This window comes from Magnetovibrio sp. PR-2 (assembly GCF_036689815.1).
Taxonomy (GTDB): Bacteria; Pseudomonadota; Alphaproteobacteria; order Rhodospirillales; family Magnetovibrionaceae; genus Magnetovibrio.
In genome coordinates, this window is the sequence record NZ_JBAHUR010000002.1 from 311,254 (window position 1) to 337,790 (window position 26,537).

The 26,537-nt window shown below is 54.2% G+C and carries 26 protein-coding genes; 7 read left to right on the top strand and 19 right to left on the bottom strand.

All coding sequences use genetic code 11. The annotated features are described in order from the left end of the window. Positions 1-11 precede the first annotated feature (11 nt). Positions 12-353, bottom strand: a complete 342-nt coding sequence (gene clpS, locus V5T82_RS03975) for an ATP-dependent Clp protease adapter ClpS (protein WP_332894471.1) — start codon at positions 351-353, stop codon at positions 12-14. A gap of 261 nt (positions 354-614) precedes the next feature. Here clpS and V5T82_RS03980 point away from each other — a divergent pair, with 261 nt between their 5' ends. After that, complete coding sequence (locus tag V5T82_RS03980) at positions 615-1,841, top strand: bifunctional alpha/beta hydrolase/OsmC family protein (RefSeq protein WP_332894303.1); 1,227 nt, start codon at positions 615-617, stop codon at positions 1,839-1,841. A gap of 5 nt (positions 1,842-1,846) precedes the next feature. Here V5T82_RS03980 and V5T82_RS03985 read toward each other — a convergent pair whose 3' ends face one another. Together V5T82_RS03985 and phaP are read right to left on the bottom strand one after the other, a co-directional pair. Further along, positions 1,847-3,619: a cache domain-containing sensor histidine kinase gene (locus V5T82_RS03985; protein WP_332894304.1), complete on the bottom strand. Its 1,773-nt coding sequence runs from the start codon at positions 3,617-3,619 to the stop codon at positions 1,847-1,849. A 115-nt stretch (positions 3,620-3,734) separates the two neighbouring features. Then, positions 3,735-4,229, bottom strand: a complete 495-nt coding sequence (phaP, locus tag V5T82_RS03990; protein WP_332894305.1) for a TIGR01841 family phasin — start codon at positions 4,227-4,229, stop codon at positions 3,735-3,737. 435 nt (positions 4,230-4,664) lie between these two features. Between phaP and V5T82_RS03995 the strand changes: the two genes are divergently transcribed. After that, on the top strand, positions 4,665-5,864 hold the full coding sequence (locus V5T82_RS03995; RefSeq protein ID WP_332894306.1) for a D-alanyl-D-alanine carboxypeptidase family protein: 1,200 nt from the start codon (positions 4,665-4,667) through the stop codon (positions 5,862-5,864). Between the two features lie 59 nt (positions 5,865-5,923). Here V5T82_RS03995 and V5T82_RS04000 read toward each other — a convergent pair whose 3' ends face one another. Then, positions 5,924-6,268 carry a hypothetical protein gene (locus tag V5T82_RS04000; RefSeq protein ID WP_332894307.1) on the bottom strand — a complete coding sequence of 115 codons (345 nt, stop codon included), beginning with the start codon at positions 6,266-6,268 and terminating at the stop codon, positions 5,924-5,926. A gap of 116 nt (positions 6,269-6,384) precedes the next feature. Here V5T82_RS04000 and V5T82_RS04005 point away from each other — a divergent pair, with 116 nt between their 5' ends. After that, complete coding sequence (locus V5T82_RS04005) at positions 6,385-7,038, top strand: GNAT family N-acetyltransferase (RefSeq protein WP_332894308.1); 654 nt, start codon at positions 6,385-6,387, stop codon at positions 7,036-7,038. Between the two features lie 6 nt (positions 7,039-7,044). Here the strand turns inward: V5T82_RS04005 and V5T82_RS04010 are convergent, their stop codons facing one another. The 9 genes from V5T82_RS04010 to V5T82_RS04050 form a co-directional block, all read right to left on the bottom strand. Beyond that, on the bottom strand, positions 7,045-7,446 hold the full coding sequence (locus V5T82_RS04010; protein ID WP_332894309.1) for a gamma-glutamylcyclotransferase family protein: 402 nt from the start codon (positions 7,444-7,446) through the stop codon (positions 7,045-7,047). Positions 7,447-7,451: 5 nt separating this feature from the next. Continuing rightward, positions 7,452-8,846, bottom strand: coding sequence for a phosphoglucomutase/phosphomannomutase PgmG (pgmG, locus tag V5T82_RS04015; RefSeq protein WP_332894310.1), 1,395 nt, complete (start codon positions 8,844-8,846; stop codon positions 7,452-7,454). Between the two features lie 12 nt (positions 8,847-8,858). After that, positions 8,859-10,169, bottom strand: coding sequence for a UDP-glucose dehydrogenase family protein (locus V5T82_RS04020; RefSeq protein ID WP_332894311.1), 1,311 nt, complete (start codon positions 10,167-10,169; stop codon positions 8,859-8,861). Positions 10,170-10,278: 109 nt separating this feature from the next. Next, entirely contained in the window at positions 10,279-11,157 is an 879-nt protein-coding gene (locus tag V5T82_RS04025; RefSeq protein ID WP_332894312.1) for a UTP--glucose-1-phosphate uridylyltransferase, read from the bottom strand. A gap of 46 nt (positions 11,158-11,203) precedes the next feature. Next, positions 11,204-12,256: a glycosyltransferase family 4 protein gene (locus V5T82_RS04030; protein WP_332894313.1), complete on the bottom strand. Its 1,053-nt coding sequence runs from the start codon at positions 12,254-12,256 to the stop codon at positions 11,204-11,206. 27 nt (positions 12,257-12,283) lie between these two features. Further along, positions 12,284-13,030, bottom strand: coding sequence for a DnaJ domain-containing protein (locus V5T82_RS04035; RefSeq protein ID WP_332894314.1), 747 nt, complete (start codon positions 13,028-13,030; stop codon positions 12,284-12,286). Further along, positions 13,027-13,752, bottom strand: coding sequence for a VWA domain-containing protein (locus V5T82_RS04040; protein ID WP_332894315.1), 726 nt, complete (start codon positions 13,750-13,752; stop codon positions 13,027-13,029). The genes V5T82_RS04035 and V5T82_RS04040 overlap by 4 nt, the downstream gene beginning before the upstream one ends. Positions 13,753-13,779: 27 nt before the next feature. Next, positions 13,780-14,568 (bottom strand): division plane positioning ATPase MipZ, encoded by a 789-nt coding sequence (locus V5T82_RS04045; protein ID WP_332894316.1) that lies wholly within the window; start codon positions 14,566-14,568, stop codon positions 13,780-13,782. 46 nt (positions 14,569-14,614) lie between these two features. Further along, positions 14,615-15,544: a DUF3179 domain-containing protein gene (locus tag V5T82_RS04050; protein ID WP_332894317.1), complete on the bottom strand. Its 930-nt coding sequence runs from the start codon at positions 15,542-15,544 to the stop codon at positions 14,615-14,617. 182 nt (positions 15,545-15,726) lie between these two features. Between V5T82_RS04050 and V5T82_RS04055 the strand changes: the two genes are divergently transcribed. Next, the gene (locus tag V5T82_RS04055) at positions 15,727-16,803 is read left to right on the top strand and encodes a putative glycoside hydrolase (RefSeq protein ID WP_332894318.1); all 1,077 of its coding nucleotides are present in this window, start codon (positions 15,727-15,729) and stop codon (positions 16,801-16,803) included. Positions 16,804-16,977: 174 nt separating this feature from the next. Here V5T82_RS04055 and V5T82_RS04060 read toward each other — a convergent pair whose 3' ends face one another. Next, on the bottom strand, positions 16,978-17,208 hold the full coding sequence (locus V5T82_RS04060) for a hypothetical protein (protein WP_332894319.1): 231 nt from the start codon (positions 17,206-17,208) through the stop codon (positions 16,978-16,980). A 281-nt stretch (positions 17,209-17,489) separates the two neighbouring features. Further along, positions 17,490-19,442: an ammonium transporter gene (locus tag V5T82_RS04065; RefSeq protein WP_332894320.1), complete on the bottom strand. Its 1,953-nt coding sequence runs from the start codon at positions 19,440-19,442 to the stop codon at positions 17,490-17,492. 175 nt (positions 19,443-19,617) lie between these two features. Between V5T82_RS04065 and V5T82_RS04070 the strand changes: the two genes are divergently transcribed. Both V5T82_RS04070 and V5T82_RS04075 read left to right on the top strand, forming a co-directional pair. Next, positions 19,618-20,106 carry a hypothetical protein gene (locus V5T82_RS04070; protein WP_332894321.1) on the top strand — a complete coding sequence of 163 codons (489 nt, stop codon included), beginning with the start codon at positions 19,618-19,620 and terminating at the stop codon, positions 20,104-20,106. A 91-nt stretch (positions 20,107-20,197) separates the two neighbouring features. Continuing rightward, on the top strand, positions 20,198-20,563 hold the full coding sequence (locus tag V5T82_RS04075) for a Crp/Fnr family transcriptional regulator (protein ID WP_332894322.1): 366 nt from the start codon (positions 20,198-20,200) through the stop codon (positions 20,561-20,563). Here the strand turns inward: V5T82_RS04075 and V5T82_RS04080 are convergent. Both V5T82_RS04080 and V5T82_RS04085 read right to left on the bottom strand, forming a co-directional pair. Next, positions 20,473-21,093, bottom strand: coding sequence for a response regulator (locus tag V5T82_RS04080; protein ID WP_332894323.1), 621 nt, complete (start codon positions 21,091-21,093; stop codon positions 20,473-20,475). The genes V5T82_RS04075 and V5T82_RS04080 overlap by 91 nt on opposite strands. A 174-nt stretch (positions 21,094-21,267) precedes the next feature. Then, on the bottom strand, positions 21,268-22,248 hold the full coding sequence (locus tag V5T82_RS04085; protein ID WP_332894324.1) for a response regulator: 981 nt from the start codon (positions 22,246-22,248) through the stop codon (positions 21,268-21,270). Between the two features lie 273 nt (positions 22,249-22,521). On the opposite strand from V5T82_RS04085, the gene V5T82_RS04090 reads away from it, so the two are divergent. Beyond that, on the top strand, positions 22,522-24,588 hold the full coding sequence (locus V5T82_RS04090; protein WP_332894325.1) for a carboxylesterase family protein: 2,067 nt from the start codon (positions 22,522-22,524) through the stop codon (positions 24,586-24,588). Between the two features lie 146 nt (positions 24,589-24,734). Here V5T82_RS04090 and V5T82_RS04095 read toward each other — a convergent pair whose 3' ends face one another. Then, on the bottom strand, positions 24,735-25,562 hold the full coding sequence (locus tag V5T82_RS04095) for an IS30 family transposase (RefSeq protein WP_332894472.1): 828 nt from the start codon (positions 25,560-25,562) through the stop codon (positions 24,735-24,737). Between the two features lie 256 nt (positions 25,563-25,818). Continuing rightward, positions 25,819-26,484 (bottom strand): bacteriohemerythrin, encoded by a 666-nt coding sequence (locus V5T82_RS04100; protein WP_332894326.1) that lies wholly within the window; start codon positions 26,482-26,484, stop codon positions 25,819-25,821. Between the last annotated feature and the right edge of the window lie 53 nt (positions 26,485-26,537).

The following is a 26,537-nucleotide window of genomic DNA, read 5'->3' on the forward strand; positions in this document are numbered from 1 at the left end:
TTTCTTCTTACTTAGGCATCTTTTTCGATTGTGCACTGTAAAGGATGCTGATTTTGTCGCGCCAGGTCCATGACCTGGTTGGCCTTGGTTTCCGCAACTTCGTGCGTGTATACGCCGCACACGCCCACGCCCTTTTGGTGGACATGCAGCATGATCTGTGTGGCTTCTTCCGCCGATTTGTTGAAGATGTGCTCCAAAATGTGGACGACGAACTCCATCGGTGTGTAGTCGTCGTTGAGCATCAACACCTTGTACATGGACGGTTTTTTGGTTTTAGGTCGGGTTTTGAGCACCAGACCGGTATCGCCGTCGTCATCACGACCGCCGTCTTGCCCACCGCCTGCGGGGCCCATTGTTACGAATACGTCTTTTCTTTCGGTCACTTAAGGTATGTCCTCAGTTTTCAATTCGGCGGGGAGGTGCCGGGAATCACACTGTCTAAACCATGATACCGCGAACGCCGGGTGGCGTAAAATCACCCAAATGGTTGGTTTTGTCTGATTTGGGGGTAAATGAACAAAAATCCAGCCCCCGACGTTAACTTTTTGCACCCGGTTGCGAATGTGTAACAGTGCTCCGATATGTTTGCGGGGGTGTGACAGCAGGAGGACCCAATGGCCCACAATTCCCAAAAAGTAACGTTTTCAGGTGGCAGCGGCGAACAGCTCGCCGCGCGTCTCGACCTGCCTGATGGGCCTGTACGCGCCTATGCGTTGTTTGCGCACTGCTTCACGTGCTCCAAGGACCTCAAAGCCGTGAGCCGCTTGGCGGGCGGGCTGACACGCCACGGGATCGCCGTGCTGCGCTTCGATTTCACCGGATTAGGCAGCTCTGAGGGCGAGTTCGCCAACACCAACTTCACATCCAACATCCAAGACCTGATCAAAGCCGCCGATTGGCTGCGCGACAACCATCAAGCCCCGCAAATCCTCATCGGCCATTCTTTGGGGGGAGCCGCGGTTTTGGCCGCTGCCGCCCACGTTCCCGAAAGCAAAGCCGTCGCCACCATCGGAGCCCCCTTCGATCCTGAGCACGTCACCGCCAACTTCGGCGAAGCGGTTTGTGAGATCAAAGAAAAAGGCCGCGCAGAAGTGAACCTGGGCGGGCGTCCGTTTGTCATTGAAAAGCAGTTCTTGGACGATATCTCCGCTCACAATCAAAAAGAGGCCATTGCAGGCCTTAAACGCGCGCTCTTAATCTTTCACGCGCCGCGCGACGAAGTGGTGGGCATTGATAACGCCGAACAGATCTTCTTGGCCGCCAAACACCCCAAAAGCTTCGTGTCTTTGGACGATGCGGACCACCTGATGCACAACGCCGACGACGCGGTCTATGTCTCCGGCGTCATCGCCGCCTGGGCGGACAGTTACATCGCACCGCATGACGAAGACGGCCAGACTTTGGACATCCCCGAAGGCGACGTGGTGGTGTGGGAAACCGGCGGGGGCAAGTTTCAACAGCACGTCTTGGTCGGCGGGCATCATTACTTCAAAGCCGACGAGCCTGTGAGCTTCGGCGGCATGGATTCCGGCCCCTCGCCCTATGACTTGTTATTGGCGAGTTTGGGGGCCTGCACGTCCATGACCATCCGCATGTACGCCGATCACAAAAAACTGCCGCTAGAAAACGTCACGGTGCGCCTCAACCACGAAAAAATCCACGCCGAGGACTGCCACGAGTGCGAAACCCCAAACGGCAAGATTGATGTGATTGAACGCGAAGTGGTGCTGAACGGCGACTTGGATGAGGCGACGCGCGAACGTTTGTTGAAGATCGCCGACAAATGCCCCGTGCACAAAACGCTGCATTCAGAAATTAAGATTGTGACGCATGAGGGCTGAGAATTTTAGGCCTCACTGGACTCCAACACATCCAGTTCAAAATAAAATGTCGAGCCCTCGCCCTCTTGGGATTCGAAGCCGATGGTGCCTTGGTGTTGTTGGACAATGGCTTGGGCGATGCTGAGGCCCAGGCCGGAGCCTTTGTGCAGTCCACGTTCTTGAGCGCTGCTTTGGGAAAACTTCTCAAAGATTTTGTCTTGGAATTCTTCCGATATACCGCAGCCGTGATCCACCACTGAAATCCGTGCGGTCGTGTTTTCGCGGGTTATGGAGACAAACACCGTGTTGCCTGCTTCGGAAAACTTCGCCCCGTTGGACAAAAGGTTGGTCAGCACCTGACCCAGCTTAAAGCGGTCGCCGCGCACTTGGGCGTCTTGGGCTTCGGACACCAGCTCCAACTTCACACCTAAGCCGGTGGCGTAGCTTTGGTTATGTTCAATCTCTTGGATAACCAAATCATGCAACCCGATGTCTTCCAACTGCAGGGCCACTTTGCCGGAAATGATCTTTTCCATATCCAAGATGTCGTTGACCAACAGCACCAAACGCTCAGTATTTTTGTTGGCGGTGTCCAACAGCTTTTTCGGATCGTCCGCCAAGTCCGTGAGGAAATGATTGGCGAGAAGCTCCAAGGAGCCTTTGATGGACGTCAGAGGCGTGCGAAGCTCGTGGCTGACGATGGACAACAAGTCAGACTTCGCCCGGTTGGCCGTGACGGCGGCTTCTTCGGATTGTTTGAGCTCTTGGGTTTTTTCTTCGACCGCCTGTTCCAAATAAACTTGCTGGCGTTGCACCATGTCCGCTTGACGCCACAACGACCACGCAAAAATCACCATGATCAAAGTCGAAATGGCGCCGACGATCAAAGCCACAAGACTGTCCGTCAGCCAGCCGTCAAGAATGGACTCATAGGTCTGCGTCAGCACCACCACCAACGGCATGGTCGTTAGGCTTTGATAGGTCAGGATGCGGTTCTTTTGATCGATCGATGTGCGATCGTGAAAAATGCCTTCGGGGGCTTTGGGCAGCGCCTCGGTAAAGAACGGGTTTTCGGCGAAGTTGCGTTCAAAAAAGAGCTTCTTAAACGGTGTGCGGGCGACAAAGTTGCCGTCATGACGCACCAAGGCCACGGACGCGTTTGTCGGCAAATCGAACGTCCCGTATAGCTCGCCAAAGGTCTCCAACAAAATGGAGCCCAAAATAACCCCACCGAACGTGCCGTCCGGATTGATCCGCGGGTAAGAAACCGGAATGAACCAGATCTTGTTCACCCGGCCCTCGATTGCACGACCGACGAACAACTGCCCACCTGTTAAGTTTTCGGCATCCGCAAAGGTGCGGAAGTATTCCCTGTCGGACACATCGATGGGGTTTATTGTCATATACCCCCCCTTACGATCCGAAATCGCCGCCTGAACCAGTGTGCCGTTTGCATCCACGGCCACCAATGACAAAAGCGGTTTGTGATCCTTCACGCTTTCCGCAAGCAATTGGGTCACGCGTTTTGACATAATCGGTTGCGGGCCCAAATCGCCAACGGCGTTTGAAACTTCTTTGAGCTGGTGGCGGATCAGATCGAACGAGGTTTCGGTGTGCGCCGTTAAGCTGCGCACCAAGTTCTGCGAAACCACGGTCGCGGTTTCAAACCGGTCGTTGTGGATTCTGTTAATATCGTAGCCCACCAACCCCCAAATCGAGCACAGGACAAACACCAGCAACACCGCAACGTTGCGCTTCAAAGAGGCTTTGTGAACGGGTTTGGATAAGAGCGGGTGCATAGCGGGAGCTATTTTGTCGTATCAACAAGGACTTAGGCAAGAAAAAAGACCCGGTGGATACTTCCACCGGGTCTTAAGGCCCCGCTGCCATAAGGGGGGTATGGGGAGGTGAGAATTAGGCAGCGGTCTTGGAAACCAGATCCTTGTAGGCGGTACCAAATTGGGCAGTCAGCGGTTCGCTAACTTCGTTTGCCAGCTTCATCGCGGTTTCGCTGATGGTTTTGCTGGTTTCAACGGCTGCTTCGAAACCGGATTGGGCCAGTTTCAAGTTTGCTTCGCTGAGTTCTTCGGGAGATTTGCAGTCGCTCAGGGTTTTGGCTGCGTCCGTGTTGAAGCGAACAGCTTCTTTAGCGGCTTTGAAGAACAGGTCGTTCATGGTTTGGAAGCCTGCGACGTATGCTTCGGAAGCTTTCACGGCTGCGTCGATGTTTTCGCGGCCCAGGAAGTCCATGCCTTCAAATGCTTGAGCGGCTTTAACTTGCTCGGTGCTGGCTTTGATTGCAGCATCAAGGTTTTCTTTGATCATGTCGGTGGTGGCCTCGAAGTTTTCGGCTGCGGTGTCGATTGCGGTTGCTGCCGGGGTCGTGGAGGCTTTTTTCTTGGCGGTCATAACTTCATCACTCCTATTGGGATAAGTCCTGAATTATGAAACTCTCTACCTAGAGTTTCGTGAATATCAGGTCCCGGGGTGCCTCCCGAGGTCCTGCTTACGGATATGAATTTATGTTGCACTGCACAAAAAGTCAATATCTTTTTTTGCAGTGCACAATTTTATCACCAAATTGCAACAAAAACATAACGTTAGACTTATGCCTCTTTTCAGTTTCTTTTTCCTCCCCGCCAGACTCTTAACTTTTTTTTGAGGCAATTTTGCCAAAATAGTCAGACATACTCTCTCTATTGAGGGCGAAACGCTTGCACGAAGGCACGCTTTCCCCAACAATATGTGTGTATGGACTTCAGCCGGGCGGCAAAGAGACGCAAAAGTGCAATGCCGTGCGAAATGCAATACACGTCCATTCGGGCAAGTCAGATAAGGGACGCAATGGCCTCCAACAGCGTACACGACGCAGAAGCGCCTGCTCGTACACAGAAGCAAATTGCCTCTCGCTTCCATATCCGGATCACAAGCCTGTTTGGTCTTCTGGTCTTGTTGGGAGGGTTTGTGCTGGCCCCTGCCCCGGCGGAGGCCAAGTACGCCTCGTTTGTCATTGATGCCCAAACCGGACAAGTCCTGCATTCGGTCAACGCCGACACCCGCAATTACCCCGCGTCTCTCACCAAGATGATGACGCTCTATATGATGTTCGAAGCTTTGGACGAAGGCCGCCTGCGTATGGACGACCGCATTATGATGTCGCGCCGCGCCGCCCGCCAACCGCCTTCGAAGCTGGGCATCAAGCCCGGGCACACCTTCAGTGTCGAAACCGCCATCCGCGCTTTGGCCGTCAAATCCGCCAATGACGTCGCGGCTGCGGTTTCTGAACACATCGGCGGCACGGAACGTCAATTTGCTTTGTTGATGACCGCCAAAGCCCGCAAGCTGGGCATGGCGTCGACCACGTTTCGCAACGCGTCGGGCCTTCCGCACCGTGGCCAGCTGTCCACCGCGCGCGACATGGCGACTTTGGCCAAGGCTCTGCTGACCCACTTCCCGACGCGCTATCACTATTTCTCGCAGCCGAAGTTCAAACACGGCGACAAGACCTATCGGTCTCACAACAAACTGCTGACGACGTACGAAGGCACCGACGGCATCAAAACCGGTTACATCCGGGCGTCCGGCTTTAACTTAGTGGCGTCCGTCAAACGCGGTCCCAAACGCCTGATCGGTGTGGTGTTCGGGGCCAAGAACTCCAAGACCCGCAACCGTCACATGGTGAAGCTGTTGGACAAGGGCTGGGCCAAAGTCTACCCCTCTACAGTTCAGGCGAAAGCCAAACCGAAGGCCAAGACCAAAAAGCGCACCGTCTGGGGCGTGCAAATCGGGGCCTATAAAACGTACGAACCCGCCTACGCCATCGCCGTGCGCGCCATGGGCTTGGCACCGTCCTACTTGTCCAAAGGCGACGTGCACGTTGAACCACTGCGCAAGAAAAACGGCAAGGTCTTGTACCGTGGCCGCGTTCTGGGCATTTCCAAGACCCAGGCCTACCGGGCGTGCAAATTCTTGAAAAAGAAAAAGAAGATGGGCTGCATGCCCCTGACCACCAGTTCGCCGTCAGAACTGGCGTCGCTGAATTAAGTCCAAAGAATAGTTAATGGAGTTGTGCCAATGGCATGAGCGCAACCAATGCTGTTGACTTAGACGTTAACAGCCTTAAGCTCTCTTTGAATCATGTCCTTGGCGTTTAGAGTGATGCTGACATGCTTTTGAGCAATTTCGCGGATGTATGCGCAAATAATTGGGCGCACCAGTTTGTGAGGTGCAGACTTTCCAGACACCCAACGACCAACCGTCGAAAGATCAACTTCAAATTGAAGCGCTATTTCTTTTTTACTGATATAAGAATGGTGCACAGCTGTTGCCAGAACATCAGAAAACACTTGAACTTGCGTTATATCTGCTTCGTTCAAAAGCTCCATAAACCCCTTAAACGCATTTTCTTCCCACTGCTTCGCGTGAGAAAAATGAGAGATATGATTCATTGGTCAACTCCTAACAAGGATGCAACTTTTATGCATTGTGCACATATCTTTGCATAATGCTGCATTTTTGTAAAGTTGACAAAATGAAACATATCAATATGAAACGGGGAAAATGAATGGCAAAAAACAAACTCTACAGACTAAAAAGTGTCGAAAAGGAATTAGATGCTGATTTGTTTGCACAAATTTTTGATTACTATCAAGACAATAAGAACAATTTCAATGCGGAGCGCGATCCGTTCGAAATCCTGATGGCATTAAAAGACAATACCGCCACCTATATTCTAGACCCCTCCGGTCAGATCGTAGCCTCATCTCTGACGTTTCGGTACGGCACAAGGCACACAGAAACAGGGGCGTCTCGTGTCACCAAGAATGGATTTGCTTTTCAACGTGTTCTCAAACACTATCAAGTTATAAATGATTATCTATTCAGGTGGCCGGAAGCGCACTTTTTCGCAACTGTTGCTAAGAATAACGCCGCCTCAATTCATAACATCGAGAAATGCGGTTTTGAGCAGATCAAGATCACAGAAGATTTTGTCCACGACCTTGGCTTGTTGCCTGAAAACAAACCATTTAAGGACAAGGTTATCTATGCCTACAATCTGGAAAATATAAAACACTCCGCACAAGAGCTGCTCGTTTTGTACAACACCCCAGAGCTTACCAACAAATCTAATACTGAAAGCATCCACTTCAGATTTGAAACCAAACTGCTGACAAATGAGGGCATGTTGTCAGTCGTCAGAACGCTCGCACAAGGCTAGTCGCGTTCATATCGAACGAAGATAGCTGCGTTTGTGCAAACGCCGCCAGCTGGGGTAGTCCCAGTGTTTGTCCGTGGCGCGTTGGGTTTTGCCTTTGACGAAGACGTGAACATCGAACGCGCCTTGCTCCGTTTGGGCACGTTCCTGTGCTAAGTCATACTCAGCACGCTCATAGGCAAAGATGCGTTCCCAGTCTTTGGGGCCGCAGGTCCGATACACCAAACCATCGATCACACCCGCCCCTTCAACCAAGGTCGGGAACGCCTCGCCTTGCACATAGACCCGTTGATACCCTTGGATCGTGCCGGGGATCAGGCGCGTGGACGGCACCGCATGCCCCACCACCCGGGTGAGTACGTCCGTGTCCAACAAAGTTCCATAAAAAAAGACGTCACGGGCGCGCGTCATGGGCTTTAGCCTAAATCGGGCGGCGTGACGTCGGAAGCTTCCATCTGCTCGACAAGCTGTGCTTTCAAGCGCGCCAAGCCGTCTGCGGTTTCGCTTTCGCAGCGCGCCACCAAAACGGCCTGGGTGTTGGAAGCCCTCAGCAACCACCAACCGTCGTCCGTGGTCACGCGCACACCGTCGATTTCATTGACCGAGATGCCCTGTTGGCCTTTGAGGCGTTCGCGCACCTCTTCGATGATGACGAACTTGCGGTCTTCGGAACAGTCGATGCGAATTTCCGGGGTGTTGAGCATCTTGGGCAGGCTGTCAAACATCTGATCCAAGGTCTCATCTGCGCTGGCCACCACCGACAAAATGCGGATGGCCGTATAGACTGCGTCGTCATAGCCGTAATATTTGTGTTTGAAGAAGATGTGCGCGCTCATCTCACCTGCCAGTGGAGCGCCGGTTTCATGCATCTTCGCCTTAATATGGCTGTGCCCGGTTTTGTAGATCATCGGCTTGCCGCCCATGCGCTCGATTTCGTCCACGAAGACTTGGCTGGCTTTCACGTCGGCAATGATGGTTGCACCCGGTTCGTCCGCCAGCACTTCGCGCGCGGCCAAGACCATAATCTGATCGCCCCAAAGTACGCGGCCTTGGCTGTCGATCATACCGATGCGATCCCCATCACCGTCAAATCCAAAACCGATGTCGCAGTTGTTTTGTGCAACCAAAGCTTTGAGCTGGTCCAAATTCTTTTCCACCGTCGGGTCCGGGTGGTGCGCCGGGAACGTGCCGTCGATCACTTCATTGATGATGTGATGCGTGCCGGGCAGACGTTTGATCAGCTCCGCCACGACTTCGCCCGCAGCACCGTTGCCGGGGTCCCAGGCAACCGTCATGTCTTTGGTTCCATGGAAGTCTTGCATCATGCGTTGGACGTAATCTTCGAAGATGTCGATCTCTTCCGCTTGCCCCTCACCGTCCACAAACGCACCGGATGCAGCCACTTCGCCCAGCTTTTGGATGTCTTCACCAAAGAACGACTTGCCGCCGATGGTCATTTTAATGCCGTTGTATTCGGGCGGGTTATGGCTGCCTGTAATCATCAGCGCGGCGTCCACGTTCTGGGTCGCGCCTGCGTAGTACAACATGGGCGTCGGCCCACGGCCCACGCGCTTGACGTTAATCCCGCTTTTGGTGAGACCTTCGACCAGGGCCGCTTCCAGTTCCGGTGAGGTCAATCGTCCGTCATAGCCCACAGCCGCGCTTTTGCCGCCGCGCCCTTGTAAGATCGCGCCAAAGGCACGACCAATGACAAACACGTCTTCGGCTTTGAAGTTGTCGGTGGTGATCCCGCGAATGTCATATTCACGCAGGATTTCCGCATCCAAAGTGCGCGCGTCGGAATGGGGCATAAGGACCCTCTCTTATTTGTCGGGGCGGCCGATGCAGGAATACTGAAAGCCAGCCTCGATCATTTCTTGGGGCTCGTAGATATTGCGCAAGTCGACCAGCACTGGCGCTTTCAACAAGGATTTGACACGATCCATATCCAAGCTGCGAAAAGCGTTCCATTCCGTGATGATCACCAACACATCGGCATTGTCCATGGTCGCGTAGGCATCGTCGCACCACGCCACACCGTCCAGCAAAGGCTTGGCTTCTTCCATGCCTTCGGGATCAAAGGCCCGAACCGTGGCACCTCCGTCTTGCAACATGGGAATGATGTCCAAGCTCGGCGCGTCGCGCATGTCGTCGGTATTGGGTTTGAACGTCACACCCAAAACGGCAATGGTTTTGCCGTCGACCGAGCCGCCGCACGCTTCAATAACACGCTCAGCCATGGCTTTTTTGCGTTTGTCGTTGATGTCGACCACGGCTTCGACGATGCGCAGGGGGGAGCCGACGTCTTGGGCCGTGTGCACCAAAGCCAGAGTGTCTTTGGGGAAGCACGAACCGCCGTAGCCGGGACCGGCGTGCAAGAACTTCTTGCCGATGCGCCCGTCCAGGCCAATGCCTTTGGCAACGTGGTGCACGTCGGCACCGACTTTTTCGCACAAATCAGCGACTTCGTTGATAAACGTGATCTTGGTCGCCAAGAAGGTATTGGCCGCATACTTGATCAGTTCGGACGAGGTGCGCGAGGTAAACAGGATCGGTGCCTCAATCAAAGAAAGCGGACGATAAAGCGTACGCATCACTTCTTGGGCGCGATCGGCTTCGGTGCCGATGACCACACGATCGGGGTGGGTGAAGTCGGCAATGGCGGAACCTTCACGCAAGAACTCGGGATTGGAAACCACATCGAAGTCTGCGTCCGGGCGAGCTTCGCGGATGATCTTTTCAACCTCATCACCCGTGCCGACCGGAACCGTAGACTTGGTCACGACCACGGTGTAGCCGTTCATATTTTCAGCGATTTCTTTGGCTGCTGCGTAGACATAACTAAGATCAGCATGACCACCGCCACGGCGCGTCGGTGTTCCCACGGCGATAAACACCGCATCCGCACCTTTGACCGCGTCGGACAGTTCCGTCGTAAAGGTCAAGCGCCCGGCTTTCACGTTCGTTTCGACCAAATCGTCCAAGCCCGGTTCGTAGATCGGCATCACGCCGTCTTCGAGCATATCGATTTTCTTCTGGTCCTTGTCCACGCACACCACATCGACACCGAATTCGGAGAAACACGCCCCCGAAACCAAGCCAACGTAGCCCGTACCGATCATCGCAACACGCATAGATCACTTCCTAATCAAAGTCTGGTGAGGGGTGAAGAATCACCCATTTCACAAAAGCAAGGTGGTTTTTAGGCGATGCCCCCCGGCCTTGCAAGGAAAACAGCCGATTTTATGCTTGGATTTGTTCTTTTAGAACGGCTCGCAAATCGTCGGGATGAGAGGACCGCACGAGACCGAAAGCCACATTGGCCTGCACAAACCCGTTCATGGAGCCGCAATCAAAGCGCTGTCCGTCAAAACGCAATCCATGAAACGCCACATCGCCGATGGTGGCTGAAATGGCGTCTGTGAGTTGTATCTCTCCCCCTGCCCCGGTCATTTTTTTGTCTAAGTGACTGAAAACTTGACCATCGAGGATATAGCGCCCAATGATTGATAGGGTTGACGGCGCGTCTTCGGGGTCCGGCTTTTCCACCAAACCCTTGGCCGAAGCGGTGCGGCCATTGTCTTGATCAACGTCCAAAATGCCGTAGCGGCTGGTCAGTTCGCGCGGGACATCTTCGACCGCGACCACGTTGCCGCCAAGCTCACGGTGAGCGTCTACCATTTGTTTCAAACAGCCCGGTTTGGCTTGGATCAAATCGTCGGGCAGGATAACGGCAAAGGGTTCATCCCCGACAAACTCACGCGCACACCAGACGGCATGGCCCAGACCTAAGGGTTGGTCTTGATAGCAAAACTTGATGTTTCCCTCACCCAACGTGGTTTCCGAGACGATTTTCAGCTCGTTCGTCTTGCCACGCTCCGACAAGGTGGCTTCCAGCTCTTCATTGGCCATGAAGTGGGATTTTAAGATGCGTTCGTTCACCGGATTGGTGACGAAGATGAACTCTTCAATCCCGGCTTCTCGGGCTTCTTGAACGGCATATTGGATCAACGGCTGATCGGCAACCGGCAGCATTTCTTTGGGAACGGCCTTTGTTGCCGGCAAAAAGCGCGTGCCCAGCCCGGCCACCGGGAAAACCACTTTACTGATGGGTGTCGTCATTTGTCCCCCTTTGGATTGCACGGCAGTTGTGCCATAGCCCAAATGTTTACGCAACCAACCCTTGAGCCCGCGCCCGTGCGATCACAACGCGGGTTAAAATCAGTTGAATGATGATGAACGGAACAAAGACCAGCAGCTGCCATTGTGGCTGCAGCCTCACCAGAACCAAAGCCGCCAAGCCTTGCAATACGCCAATGGTTAAGTAGAGAGATGTGACCTGAGCATGGCTCAGCCCCAATTGGTTCATCAATTGATACAGGTGAGAGCGGTGCGCCTGGGTCACATTCTCCCCGGCCCGCAGGCGCCGAACGAAGGTGTAAACCGTGTCCCACATGTAATGAAAAAACAGCAACGGCATCACCACATAGGGCACGTGCGATGGGTCGAACTGCCCCGCCAAAACCGCAAAAACCGCCAAAATGAAGCCCAAAAACTGGCTGCCGCTGTCGCCCATGAAGATTTTTGCAGGCTGCCAGTTCCACAGCAAAAAGCCCGCGCAAGACCACAGCACAACCCAGACGATGTGATGCAGATACACACTGCCACCCGCCATCATAATATAAGCGAAAAAGCCCGACGCCACCATGGCCGTGCCCCCGGCGATGCCGTCAATGCCGTCCATGAAGTTAAAGGCATTGGTGAGCCCAATGATCCACACCAAAGTGATGGGATAGGCCAGCCAGCCCAGCTCCCACAGGCCAATACCGGGCAAATACACCTGATCGGCCGTCACGCCCATAAACATGACCCCGCCTGCACACAGGGTTTGCACGGCGAGCTTGGCCTTAAAGCTCAGCCCCTGCAGGTCGTCAAAAATGGACAGGGCTGCAATGGCAAAAGCCGATGCGCAAAACGCCCAGAAATAGGGCGCGGACAACACCGGGGCGTCCTTCATCACCGCCATCGCGATAAGCCCGATAAAAAATGTCGCCACAATGGCGATGCCGCCGGACCGCGGGGTGGGGCGCGTGTGGGACGAACGCTCATTGGGATTGTCGATAATCCGCACGCGCTTCATCAGCACCCACGTCAATAACGCAGAAACCGCCAACAGCGCGCCCCCAAACAGGGCGTAAAAGAGGATTTCGTCAAAGCTCATAGAACTTATGTGCCACAAGCGTATCGCTTAATCCAGCAACACATCTTTCGCCCAGTTGATTTGTTGGGCCAGATAGTCGCTGCCGCCTTTGTCGGGGTGGACATTGGCCATCAAACGGCGATGCGCGGCTTTGATGTCCGCCTCTGACGCGCCCTCTTGCAATCCTAGAACTTTCAAAGCCTCCGCCCGGTCCATATTGCCGGGGGGCGCGGTGTGTTGGGATTGATGCTGTGTGTGGTTGCGCCAGTCGGGAAAGCGGCGGTCTAAGAAGCTTTCTATGACGCGCACGCTGTCGGCGTCAGAAGCGGCTTCGGCGTAGAGGCGCAAGGCTTCGTCCTGGCTGAGACTGTCCAAGCTCCGACCTTGAAACGAACCGGCCAGCACCAGCCCAGACATATGGCCCGACGCGTGATCGAGATGCACCTCCACAAAGGCCGTGCGCACGGTGGAGCCTTGCCCATCCCCCGTTTCAGAACTGCCCGGCGTGTGCCAGCCTTTGCCACCGCCACCCAAACCAAACATGCGAGCAAACATTTGGGCGTAGCGCAGGCCTGTGAACATGCGCATGAACCACATAAACACCACCGGAAGCGCGCCCACCGCCGCCCACAGCTTGCCCGACAGCGCCAGCCACACCACCAGCACCACCAACACCGTTAGACCAATCCACATCAGCCCCTTTTTCAAGGTTTTCGGATTGGCCGACACGTACCAGCGCGACAACAGCAAAAAAGCGATCAAGACCGCAATGCCGAGGATAAACAGATTGATCATGTGCCGCCCTTCATCTGGTTGGTGATCGCCAAGACATCCCCGCCTTGAATTTGGGCATAGTCGTCCAACGCCGAGCGCCCGCCCGCCGCAAACACGGCCACGGCGGACAACAGCTTTTTCAAAATATCGGGACTGGCTGCGTCGAACTGCACATAGGCGCCGCCGCTGAGTTTGGCGAACTGTTTGAACGCCCGCGCTGCGGTTGGGTCATGGCCTTCGTGAAACACAAACGCCGGAACGCCTAAGATGCCGAGCTCTCCCGCCACTTGGCCCACCGCGTCCACGTTTTCTTCGAAACTGTCGCCCACATAGATGACGGCGCGCACGCCCGCACGCCCAGCTTCGTTACGGGCATGCTTGAACACTTTGTCAATTTGGGTCCGCCCGGCCAGGCAATAGACGGAGCTCATCAACCGATGGATTTCAGAAGCGTCGGACAGCCACTTGGATACCCGAAACTCTTCAAAGCCGCGAAAAAACGCCAGCTGGACTTGAAGTCCGCCGATGCCTTGGGTGGCGTCGAACATGTTGTTTTGAATGCGCGCCGCCATGTCCCAGCTGGGTTCACGCGATGCCGTGGCGTCCATGGCGAACAGCAACCGCCCGCCCCCGCCTTTCGCATTTTGGAACGGTGCAGGCGCTTTGCCAGCCGCGTTCAAGAACGCATCAACAGTGGATGCGCTGGAGCGGTTGGCCGGCAAATGATCGTCTTCGTTCGACATGCCATTAAGGTAGTCACGAATGAGTGATTAGGGAAGGTTTATGGCTTCCACCAGTGCGCGGACCTCTTGGCGCGCGGCGATGTGGGACATGGACAGCGCGCTCTCGCCTTCGACTTCGGCGACGTCCATCAAGGTCAAGCCCTGATGAAACAGCTCGCGAAAGATCACGCGTTCGGAAAAGCCCGGAACGGTGCGAAACCCGACGCGTTTGGACAGTTCCGTCACCAGCCGCTCGATCTCACGCTTATTTTTGGAATCCGTGTGGCCCATGCGGTTGCGCATGACGATCCAATCCGCAGCCTTTTGCCCACGTTTGGCGCGCAGCATGCGCTGTTGCCAGACGAGCTCTGCATAATGGCTGGGGCTTTTGATGGTCATATCGGCAGAATTGATCTTCGCCAAGACGTCCAAGTCGATAAAACTGTCGTTCATGGGCGTGATCAGCGTGTCCGCGAACGAATGGGCCAGACGCGACATATCCGTGTCGGACCCCGGCGTGTCGGCGATGATGACGTCGGCGGTATCGCCTGCGTCTTCGAACACGCCGCCCAACAAGGCCTCGATCCCCTCCGCATCGCCGCCGCCGTCTTCGGGGCGCAGGGTCAGCAGTTCGGGCATGGGCAGGTCAAGCCCGGCGCGTTCGGCGTAGTGGGTACGGTTTTCGAAATAGCGCGAAATGGTGCCTTGGCGGGCGTCTAAGTCCACCACGGTGACGCGCTTGCCCAGCCGCATCAGGCTGACGCTCAGATGCATAACGGTGGTGGACTTGCCACTGCCGCCCTTTTCATTGCCGATGACGATAACGTGTGTGCTCATGCCCCGACCATAAGCCGGGTCGATGAACAAGAGAAGACAAGAAAGCTTAGTCCTTGATAAGCAAGCCGTCCGGGTGGAAAGCGTGGAACACAAAGGCGAAGGTGACGTGGTGAAGTTTGTCCTTGAGACCCGAATCGGTCCGTTCTTCAACCACCACATTGCCGACATCGCGGCCTTTGTAAATGAAGCGGCTGTCCAAAGCCGAGTTTTGGCCCGGCTTCCAACTCAATACCAAATTGCCGTCCGTGACCTCGCCGCGCTGCTGCAGGTAAGGCAAGCTCCAAGCTTTGCCGTCCACCACCACGACCCGCATCATGGGCTCCACGTCGTCGGGCAATTCACCGGCGTATAAAAATGGACGCACAGCGGTGTCGTAGCCCACATACGGATTGGACCCGTAGGGCTTGGAAAACGTCTCAGCCGTTAACACCTGAGCATCGGGCGCACGCGCTTTGACGAGGCCGAACGCTTCCATGCGCGACGGCAACATGTTCAGCACTTGGCCGTGCAAATCGCCGACGATGGCTTCCCCGGAAAACTGTTGCCACCAGCTTTCGGTTTGGCGGTCGTACATCACCAAGTCGGAATTGCGCAGCTTGCCCGTGGTGCCGAACGTCAACACGCCGTCCCCTAAACGCGCATCGAACACGATGCCCGCGTTGCACAGCGGACAATAGGTCACGGCCACAGGCACACCTTGATGCACGTCATTGACGATTTCATGCCATGTCAAAATGCGCAGCGGATAGACCTTGGTCTTGCCCTTGAGGGTCAACGTGATCACCGGTTCGGTCGCAGGGATGGTTTTCACGCTGTCGATGTGGGTGAACTGGGGCTTGTCGATGGCGGGGATGCCGTCTTTGGCAGGTCCGCCGGAACGGATTGAGCCGAAGTCCACCGAAGACTTGGAAAAGTCCGTGTCGGGCCATTCCGCCACCCAAGACCGCAGTACGTCTTTAGCGAACGCAGTACTCACCCAAGCAGGCGGTCCCAACACCAATCCACCCAGGACCAGTCCAGTCCACAACAGAACACGGAGAGGGGCACGAAAATTCGCCATAAATCAGATATGGGAACGCCATATTCGGCGCACAATGATTGCTTAACTATGATGGCATACCATTTGGAATCGGAATCGGGTACATAAAGGCTATGCGTATGAAAGGTCTTGGAAATCACGCCCTAAAACTGAGCCGCCGTGGACTGTTGTCTGCAGGCGTCGCGGTGGGTGTTGCATGGACCATGGCTTTGCCTTCATACGCCCAAGATTTTGGCGACCCGAATGCCGACATCATCGACCATCCTGAAGAAATGCGGTTGTGGATTCAAAACATCGGCACCTATGCACGCTCGCTTAAGCGCGACTTCGCCATTGTGGTGGAAGACGGTTTAAGCCTGATGTCCAAACCGGACCCACAAGACACCACCCAGCTGTTTCCAGCCCAAGCGTATATCCGCTCCATCGACGGTGTATTGCAACACGACTTGATCAAATTCATCGAGCCCGAACCGCCCACGGACGAAAACTTCAAAGAAGATCCTGAAATCACGTTGGCGCGCGCGCGCACCATTGAAGACACTGAGGTCGCCACCATCATGGGGGTCGGCGTCATGAACGTCGAATACGCCACCAACGCCCAAAAGATTGATACGTTCTATAACGCAAGCCAGGCACGCCGTTTCACGCCCTTTGTGGCAAAAGGTCCGTTGCTTGGACGCATCCCGACCCACCCGCGCTATGCCTTCAATGCCAACCCGACGTCGTTGGACCGCATCAATCAGGCCAAGAACTTCATATACGTTGCCCATTCCCAGGGCTTTGGCACGGCCGATGATTATGTTCAGGCTTTGGCAGGCACGAACTATGACGTGGTCGTCACCAGTGTTTTTCACGGGCGCCAACCCCTGACCAAACGCCAAGTCGAAGGTCTGAAATACAAAAAACTGGGCGCACGCCGCCTGGTCTTGGCGGAAATGGACATCGCCCACGCCGCGACCTATCACTATTACTGGCAACCCGAATGGCTGACAAATCCACCGGACTTCGTTGGGCCCAATCTGCGCACGGACCCGGATATGTACCATGCCATGTTCTGGGATCCGGGATGGCAGGCCGTCATATCCGGCAATACGGATTCATACCTTTACGGCATCATGGCCCTGGGCTTTGACGGCGTCGTTTTGACCGGGACAAAGGCCTGGGAATTCTACGCCGGCGGTGCCGACGAAGAATAACGCTCCCCCTCCCCCTTCGGCCCCCTTTGCCCCACTTGATAAAGAAAAAACGCCAAAGCGTGTTCGCTTTGGCGTTTTAATCTTGGCATGCGTTTTTTCGGTCCGTTAATGGGAACAGACAATGCAATAGCATGTGCAACACGTTTCACCACATGAGGCGAAACGGCTGAACGGTTAGTGGCTCGGCGCCATAACCTGTTCGATCACAAATCCGTCTTCCGGCGGATAACGTTTGGCGATCTTGGTCCGCGCTTCGTCTTCGCTTTGAGCGACGACGTCATGCGTTGACGTATCGGCCCAGTGATCGTCAAAGAACGTGTGACTTTGGTTTTCTTTCACCAAGGCGCGTACGGCCTTGTTGTAAAGTTGCACAAGATAAACTTGGCTTGCGATGGGATGGAGCATCCCTGTTCCCCTTATTCTGCCATTTAGGTCGCTTCAACAGTGTTTGAAATGCCATGACGACCCAAACGGTGGATCAGTGACATAGAACTTCATTATTGTCGTAAAAAATCCTTAACAAAGAATTTCACACCGTCAACACGTTTTTCTTATATTCGCAATATAATATTCAAAAGCTGTTGCAAATGGGAAACACTTCGAAAGGCGCAAGGGGGACGTCTTTCGGTATGTTGCTGTGAAGGCCATAAGCCACAAAATCGGACAAACGAGATTTTTGGCCCGGTTCAAGCACCCTGAAGGACCGGATCACCGTCCAAGGCAGGGGATTGATCCGATTGGTTTTTCACCCATTCCGGCTCGCTCATGCGCCATGTTCCCTTGCCCGATAGCTTGGCGTCATACATGGCATTGTCGGAGCGTTTGATGACCGTTTCCACGTCTTCGCGCTCACTTTTTGAGCCCCCGAACACGGCAATGCCCACCGACACCCCGATGTTGGCCGTTCCGTGCTTCAAATCGAACGGTTCGGACAGGGCATCGATGAGTTTTTCAGCCATGTGCTCGATTCCGTCCAAGGTTTCGACCTCGCTCACCAACAGGGCGAACTCATCCCCGCCCAGGCGCGCGACCATGTCGGATTCCCGCACGGCCTCGGTTAGACGCAGGGCAACCTGCTTCAACAGCTCGTCACCCGCGTCGTGGCCCAACGTGTCATTGACCTTTTTAAAGCCGTCCAAGTCCATATACATCACCGCACCCTGGCGGTGGTTTCGAGAGCTCGAGGCAATGGCGCGTCGCAAAAGATCGAAATACACCCGGCGATTGGGAAGGCCGGTCAAGCCGTCCGTGGTGGCCAGTTCCGTCAGACGCTCCAACGCTTCTTGACGCCGCCCGGTTTCCAGCTGGAATTTCTCAAGCACGGCATTGTAAAACGTTGCGATCTGATGGGCTTCGGTTTCGTTTTCGACTTCGATCTCTTTGGAAAAGTCGCCTGTGCGCGCTTGCCAGTCCATCTGCGTCACCAAATCCAACAAAGAGGTCGTGGCCGCGTGCTCGGCAATGTTGAGGCCAATGCGCTCATCTTCAGAGCTGACCCGCAAAGGCACAAAGCGGTTGATGGCGAAAAAAATCACAAAGCTGAGGGGAAAGGCAAAAAGGCCCACCGCAAACGTGCCCAGCAGCTGCACACCCAACAGGTCCAGTCGGCTGCTCACACCCAACGCATTCAAATCCGCAAACAAGGCAACCGCGAGCGTGCCCCAGATGCCCGCCACCAAGTGCGACGGCACCGCGCCGATCACATCGTCAATGCCGATCTTTTCCAAGGCATGAATGGTGGCAATCGCCAACCCGCCTGCAACAAGGCCAATGACGACGGAGGCACCCTCACCCACGACATTGGCGCTGGCACAAATGGCGACCAGACCGGAGATCGTGCCATTGATGATGGCGTCCACGGACGGATGTCCGCGCAGCTTCCAGCTGACCAACAAGCCCACCATGCCGCCTGCCGCCCCCGACAAGGCCGTATTGGCAACAATCAGCGGCACCAAGGTATTGAACGCCAAGGTCGAACCACCGTTAAAACCAAAGAAACCGAACCACAGCAAAAACACACCCAACACCGCCATGGGCAGGTTTTGTCCATGGATGGTGTGCCCACCGGGGCCAAAACGGCCAATGCGGGGGCCGAGGATCATGACCGCAGCCAAGGAGATCCAGCCGCCCACCGCGTGCACCACGGTTGACCCGGCAAAATCCACAAAGCCCAACTGACCCAGCCAGCCGGTCATCTCACCCAGGGCATTGGTGTTCCAGATCCAGTGCCCAACGATGGGATAGATCACACCTGCCGAAACGAGCGTGATGATGATGTAGCCGATAAAGCGCAGACGTTCCGCCACCGCGCCGGAAATGATCGTCGCTGCCGTGCCGCAGAACATCAGTTGAAAGATAAAGAACGAGACTTCTTGCGGGCTGAGTTGTTCATAGGTTGAAGGATGCGGCAAGCCGATGATGCCGCCCCAGCTTTCGCCAAACATCAACTGATAGCCAACCAACGCGAACAGCAGGCTCGAGATGCAAAAGTCCACCAAGTTCTTGATCGCCACGTTGATGGAGTTTTTCGAGCGCACGAAGCCGCTTTCCAAACAGGTAAAACCCGCTTGCATAACAGCGACCAGAAAACTGGCGATCAGAACCCAGGCAATGTCTAGGGAAAGAGGTTCAGGTGACATTCACGCAGCCTTATTCGATTATCGAACATGCAACATCTGAACCCATCAACAAGTTAGAAGGGTTCAAGGTCTTTCACAACCTATTTCTAATATTCACATGCCTTTCGGTTTTCACAATTCGCGTGTAGCATCCGTCAGTTAACTGACCCATAGTTGTCCAATGGAGGCATACGATATGATTGACGTCGCACAATTTCGAACCGTTGTCGTCCAACCCGTATTGAAGCAAATGGCCGCGTGGCAACCGTCCATGGACACCGCCGCCGCACAAAACCTGCTGGTTGGCACGGCGATACAAGAAAGCCATTTGACCTATCTGAAACAGCTGGGCACGGGGCCGGCCTTAGGCGTGATGCAGATCGAACCTGCCACCCATGACGATGTCTGGACCAACTATCTCGACTACAGACAAGAGGCCGCCGATATGATGTTGGGTTTTTCTGTGGGCAGCGATCACCGCGCAAGCCAGCTGCCGTGGAATCTCGCTTATTCGGTCGCCATGGCACGCATGGTCTATTGGCGCCAACCCACCGCTATGCCATCGGACCCCAATGACTTAAAGGCACTGGGGCAGTACTGGAAAGCCCACTACAACACGGCTGGTGGTGCAGGAACAGCCGAAGAATGGGTAGAAAATTACCAACAATACGCCAGTGGCAGGTAATGGGTTCGCAGCTGCGGGCTGGTCAAGCCTCTGTGCAAGCGTATATGATATTGCCAATCATCCCCTGGCAAAGCAAAACAGCTGACGAAACATGAAAATCAAAACATATATGGTCGGAGATACGATCTTCAAAGAAGGTGAAGCCGGCGAGCTTGCTTATCTGATCAGGTCCGGCGAGGTCAAGATCACCAAGATGGACGATCAAGACCGCCCTTCCACCATTGCCAACTTAAAAAAGGGCAACATCATCGGTGAGATGGCCTTGATCGACGACGCGCCACGCGCCGCCAGCGCCATATCGTTGGACAAAACCGAAGTCATGGTGATCACCAAAGAAGAGTTTCAAAAACGCTTGGCCAACTCCGATCAAGTCATCGGCTTGTTGCTGCAAACATTTACCCAGCGCCTGCGCCAGCAAGCTGAACGCGCCGTCAACAAATCGCCAAACCCGCCATAGTCCGGAACGGCCTTTTGGGCAGCGTTGTGGTCTGTTACGTCCGGTGTGAAATTTCGGCGAGCACTTCCATCCGGGGCCATGCGTTTGCGCCGCCTGTCGGGGCCAAAGAAATTGTCCGTGAACACAAAGTCGCGGTTGCGCTCAACAATGGATTTGATCCGACCATAAAGCCTGCGCGCCGAAATCGGTTTGGCGAGGTATTGCGTCATGCCCGCATCCCGCGCTTTGCAGACATGCATGCATTCCGAATAGGCCGTAACGACAATCACCGGCACGAACGGATCGCGGCTGGTTTTGGTGTCGCGCACCTGTGCCAAAAAGCCCAGGGCATCCATATCCGGCGCCCAATCGAGAAAAATCAAATCCACTTGGTTTTGGTTGAATACGGCAAAAGCCTGATCGATAGACGAAACCTTCACCACACGGGTCACGCCCAATTGATTAAGCACATCCCCCAACAGACGCCACATAAATAACTGTTTTTCAACAACCAAAACGCGGATATTGCGTAAGTCGTATCCCTCTTGCATCTCACATTCCCTCTTTAGCACTTTCTTTCTGTCGTCTCCCGCGACAGCCGACTACATCTGTATGCAAAATGCACTGCAATTTGCAACAAAATTGCAATCTGCAAGCCCAAAATTCGGCTATCCCAAGTTTACAGGTCTAAAAAGCAAAGGCTGTGCCAGAGCAACGCGCTGGATTTACGATTTGGTCGGCATCACCCGCCAGTCCGGATCGGCAGAGGGATCGAATTCGGCTTGCGGTTCTTCCGCCAGTCTTTTGCGATGTCTATCCATGTCCGTGTGGTTTTCGTCAAACGCTGACTGGATGACGGAGGTCAACTTGCTGATCATTTGGACATCCCCCGCGCTGAAGTTCTTTTTCATGATGTCTTCAGACATATTCAGCAACGTCATGCACATGCTGGCCACATGGGCGTAGCGCGTCTTTTGGATGCGCTGTGCGATGTCAGAGGTGACCGAGCGTAACCGTTCCACATGCGCGACGACGCTTTCGTCGTTCAAATCGGGCACGCCATCTAGAGAATCTCCCGCAATTTGGTTCATCAACCAGCCGATCTGGTAGGCGTGGCGCACCACCTTTTGCTCATTGAGAACGGCCATGGACGCTTCGACAGAGCGTTGAAAACTGGCATCAGAAATTTGCCCCGTCATGCGGGAACGCAAGGGATTGGGGACAGCAAATTGTGGGATGTCCTGCGTGCCGGGACGCGGCTTGGCGCGGCGATTTGGACCGATATAATCGGTTGTCACCACAAAATCCTTACGAGAATGAGTCAAGGTTTCGATATGTTCGACAATTTCGGTATTGTTGAACGGCTTGGCGATCACGTGATCGGTACCGGAATCGATCACGCGCCGCACCACATCGGCTTTGGTCTCACTCAATAAAGTGATCGTAACAATAAAAGGATTATGCCCAATTTCACCGTGACGCACTTGATGGATGAGCTCAGACAGGTCCCCTTCGGGCATCTTCGTGTCGCCGATCAACAGATCGACCTCGTTGCCCTTCACCGCCTGCATAACGCCCGACAAGTTCCCCGTGGCAAAGATGTTTTTAAACCCACGCGCAGCTAATAAGTCTCTCAATTCATTGCGAAAAGACGAAGACGGCTCGGCCAAAAGGACGCGGATATTTTCATACTGAGAGCCAGACACGACACACTCACGTTTTTATAATTAGTTCTTTGACGTTGGTGTCTGGCAGACCAACAGGCACGAATAAAGAGTCCCACAACCATTTATCACGTACGCATATTATCTCAGGTCTAAGATCTAAACCAGTTAATTCATCAGATGATTTATACCGAGCCAAGAAAAAGGGCAGTGCCCAGGCGTCCTCCCCCTTCTGCCAGGTATCTATTGCTCCCCCACCGATATTCTCTCTATAATTTACCTAAAGATATAAAAACACTTTTTTGGGGGGACATTATGATCCGTTCATTTCTGCCGACCCTAATGGCCGCAACCGTTTCCCTGGTCATAGGACTGGGAAACGCTTCGCCTGCGAACGCTGCGTCTTGCGAAGTTCCTGTAACCATCGACAATTACATGGACAAAGGCTCCGCCTTCACATTTTGCGGCTATCATCCCAAAACAGATCCCACTGTTACGGCCTTTCAAGGCATTCAATATGCGCTTGCCGATCGCTGGAAGTCACCCCGTCGCGACACCAGCCAAACCTCGCCGTTCGCGGCCACCAATTGGGGACCGGCATGCCCGCAAACAGTCAACGACAGCCAGTTCGGAGGCGACGTCATCATCGGTCAGGAAGATTGCCTGTATCTGAACATCTGGGTGCCCCAAGGGGCCGATGCATCCACCCCGATTATGTTTTTCATCCATGGTGGCGCGTTCATATTCGGATCCGCTGCGGACGGTGCGTGGACCATTAAATCGGTCGATGCCAACAAACTGGCAGACGTCACCTTCGATCCGGAAAAAGGCAGCTACAACGGCACACGTTTTGCTGGGAACCAGGGCGTGATTTTGGTCAGCATCAACTATCGCTTGGGAGCACTTGGCTTTCTGTACCAAGAAGCCGCCCCATACGAAAAGGCAGCGCCAGATTACGGCTTGGCCGATACCGTTTACGGCAGCCTGGGCATCCAAGACCAAACCTCTGCAATGAAGTGGGTGCGCGAAAACATTGACCATTTCATTGGCGCGACGGGCGACCCGGCCCAGCGCATCACAACGCTTTTCGGTGAAAGTGCCGGGGCTATGTCCACTGGGCTTCATTTGTTTTCGGGCAATGGCACCAGCGATCTTTTTGACGCCGTCATCATGGAAAGCAACCCCATGGGCGTACGCTATCGCCACGCCACCCCGGATGGCCCCGCCCAAAAGCAAGGTGGCACCTATTTGAAAAACCTGTGTGACAAAGTCGGCGAAGACGTCTGCATACCACGCACAAACTGGGCCTTCGACACGGATAAGGTCCCGCTCTACGACATTATGTTCAACCATAAAACGCGCAGTGGTTTTTTCGCCAAGACCTTGCAGACCTTGTCCAAAGCCAAAAGCTTTGCGGGTGTCGGCTGGAACACGCTTTTGCCTTGGTCTCCCATCATCGGTGCCGCCAATGGCAAAGACGACCCGTCACTTTCTTTGCTCAGCCATCAACCGATCGACGGGTATGCCGACCCAGAGACCATGGCCAAACCGGTGTTTTGGGGCACAAACCGGGATGAGGCCGTGTTGTTCACCAATATGCTGTCAGAAGTCGAGCGCACGACATTATTCAATCCCCTTGTCACGCCGCTCCTCGTCGATACGATGTTCAAAACGGGTGAGCTGGGTGTTTTTGCGGACAAAAAACTGCACACGCTCACCAGCCAATTCATCCAATCGGGCGATCCATCCCTGCCCTATTGCATTTCAACAAAAGACTCTGAGGAAGAGGCCGCGTGCACACCGCAATTTACGGCCATCAATCAACCCCAAAACGCCTTGGACAATGCAGGCACCAACTACGCCTTCCATTGTTCCGGCTTTCAGGCTGCAGACGCCGCAAAGGCCCAAGCCCCCAAAATGCCGGTGCACAGCTATGTCTTTTCCCAATCACCGGTCGTCCAAGTGTTTCCAGTGGCGAAAGCCTGCAACATCAACGCAGGTGCAGACGACCTGTCAGCTGTCTGCCACGCTTACGAGCTGCCGTTCGTGTTCAACACCTTAGACACCGCCTATGACGACGATCAATTGGTGAAGGACATTACACGGGGTGGGGACAAATGGACCCAAGCGCTGGACTTGGCTGCATCCATGAACGCCACCTGGGCCAGCTTCGCAAAGGACCCGATGGGCTTCGATCCCATGGCTGAACAAGGGGACTATGTCTATGCCTTGAACGGTCTCGACGTCGGTTTCGGCAACCAAGAAGCTTGGTACGCATCCAAAGCCGCCAAAGGCTCCCCCAAAGAGGTCTGGGGCTGTGACAGCGCGATCTGGAACACCATCGTCTCGCCGAGGCTTGCGAGCGATCCGATGGCGAAATGAGGGATTCTTAGTACGTACCACACTAACAGAAAGGGCGGCTTCGGTGCCGCCCTTTTACTTTTCTTATTTTGAAGGGGAGATAACTGCTTTCCAGAATACATTCAAAACTAATCTTTGAACTTTTCTGAAGACGCTGGATTCTCACGTCAAGTGCAACACCTGAGGTTTTCCCAAAATGCTTCGGCGGGTGTTTTGAAGCCGAGACATTTTCTGGGTGTTGAATTTACGGCCCATGTTATTTCTCCGATATCTTGATCCGTGTAATTGGTGATGTCTGTTTTTCTTGGCATGTCGCGGCGCAAGATACCGTTGGTGTTTTCGATGGTGCCGCGCTGCCATGGTGCATGTGGATCACAGAAGTACGTTTCCAGGTTCAAGACGGCTTCCAACTTGCGATGATCGTGGAATTCGCCACCATTATCGAAGGTCACAGTTTTACGTGCCGCTTGTGGCAAATGTCCGAGAACATTGATCAGTGCGTCGCCCGTTTCTGCTGCCGTTTTTGTCTTCAAAGGGGCCGTGAGGGTGAAGCGGGTTTTGCGTTCACACACGGTGAGCAGGTTGCCACGTTGAGTCCGGAACTGCATCAGATCGCCTTCCCAATGCCCAAATTCGTAACGCAACCCTACGATTTTCGGGCGTTCATGGATGGATCGTCGGTTCGCCAAAGGATCGCGGCGGCGTTTGAAGTAACGCCGTCCCCGGCTGGCCTTGGCACGGGGGAGGAACCTCCACAGCTTTTCTGGCCGCATGCGCGGACGATAAATGTAGCGATAGATTGTCTCGACGCCCACGGTGTGTTCTGATCCTTCCAGCCTGAGGCGGCCCACGATCTGCTCTGGCGACCATCCCATTGCAAGACGGTCGTTGATGTAAGTCTGAAGCTGTCTCAGGCGCTCAATACGGGACAGCCTGCGCCGTCGTGACATGGCGATCCGGTCCGCAGACGCGGGTTTGCAATCACCGCTCGGCAGCGCGTTGCGCTCCTACTCACGGCTGATGGTAGATACATCACGGCCTATCAAGCAGCCGATTTAGCGAAGAGATGTGTTGGCCTGATGCAGGCGGTAAATCTCATAGCGCTCATCAATATCGAGCTGATCATATTGTCTTCCCATTGCAACTCCGCAGCATAACGGTGTTGCACTTGGAATGAGAATTTAGCCGCCTAACTCTGGACAATAATTTTAGTCGATAAAAACTGCCGATTTTGACCCAAAATAGCCTTATTTATTTCATTTTCGCCTTAACCAATACACTTGCAAGCTTATATGCATCTTCCTTCGTTATCAGCTTTGTTGGATCAGTTAGGTTGACAAGATCACGTGCTTCATCTCCATCATCGTTTAAGATACGTGCACATCGACGTAAAACGGTGGCGCGAGACAGTGGGACACGAGATTTAATGGTGATGAGATCATGGATTTCATCATCATTCTCACGGGTCGTCAGCCACTTCTGCAAATCGTCATCCCATGAGTGTAACTTGTTCCAGTAACTCTGATTGAGGTACACGCCCAACTTGAGGTCATCACCTTGAATATGGTGCACCAGCCACTGCTCAAGGAACGTCAGAAGCTTATCGGTGTCCAATATTTCTGGCTCGTCAGTCATAATTCGACGAACAGCATACACCAGCCGCATAAAGTTTCGGTGGGCCCTGACGTGTTCCTTGTAATGAGGGTAGTTGGTTTCAAGCATGAGGTATTCTTCACGCTCAAAGTGACCATGAACATACCCCGTAAGCCCATCAACAACTTCGTGCAGGTCGTCACCGTTGCCATTTAATGTCTCGGCAAGGGTATCAACCAATCCGAACAGGAACATATGGTCTTTGTCGATGCTCTCAATGCCAACGCTGAAGTCGTCTGACCACTTGGGCGGGACGTTATTCATGCTCACCTCCCATTAAGGAAGGTGTTGATCGGTAGCTTAAAACAAGCGAACCC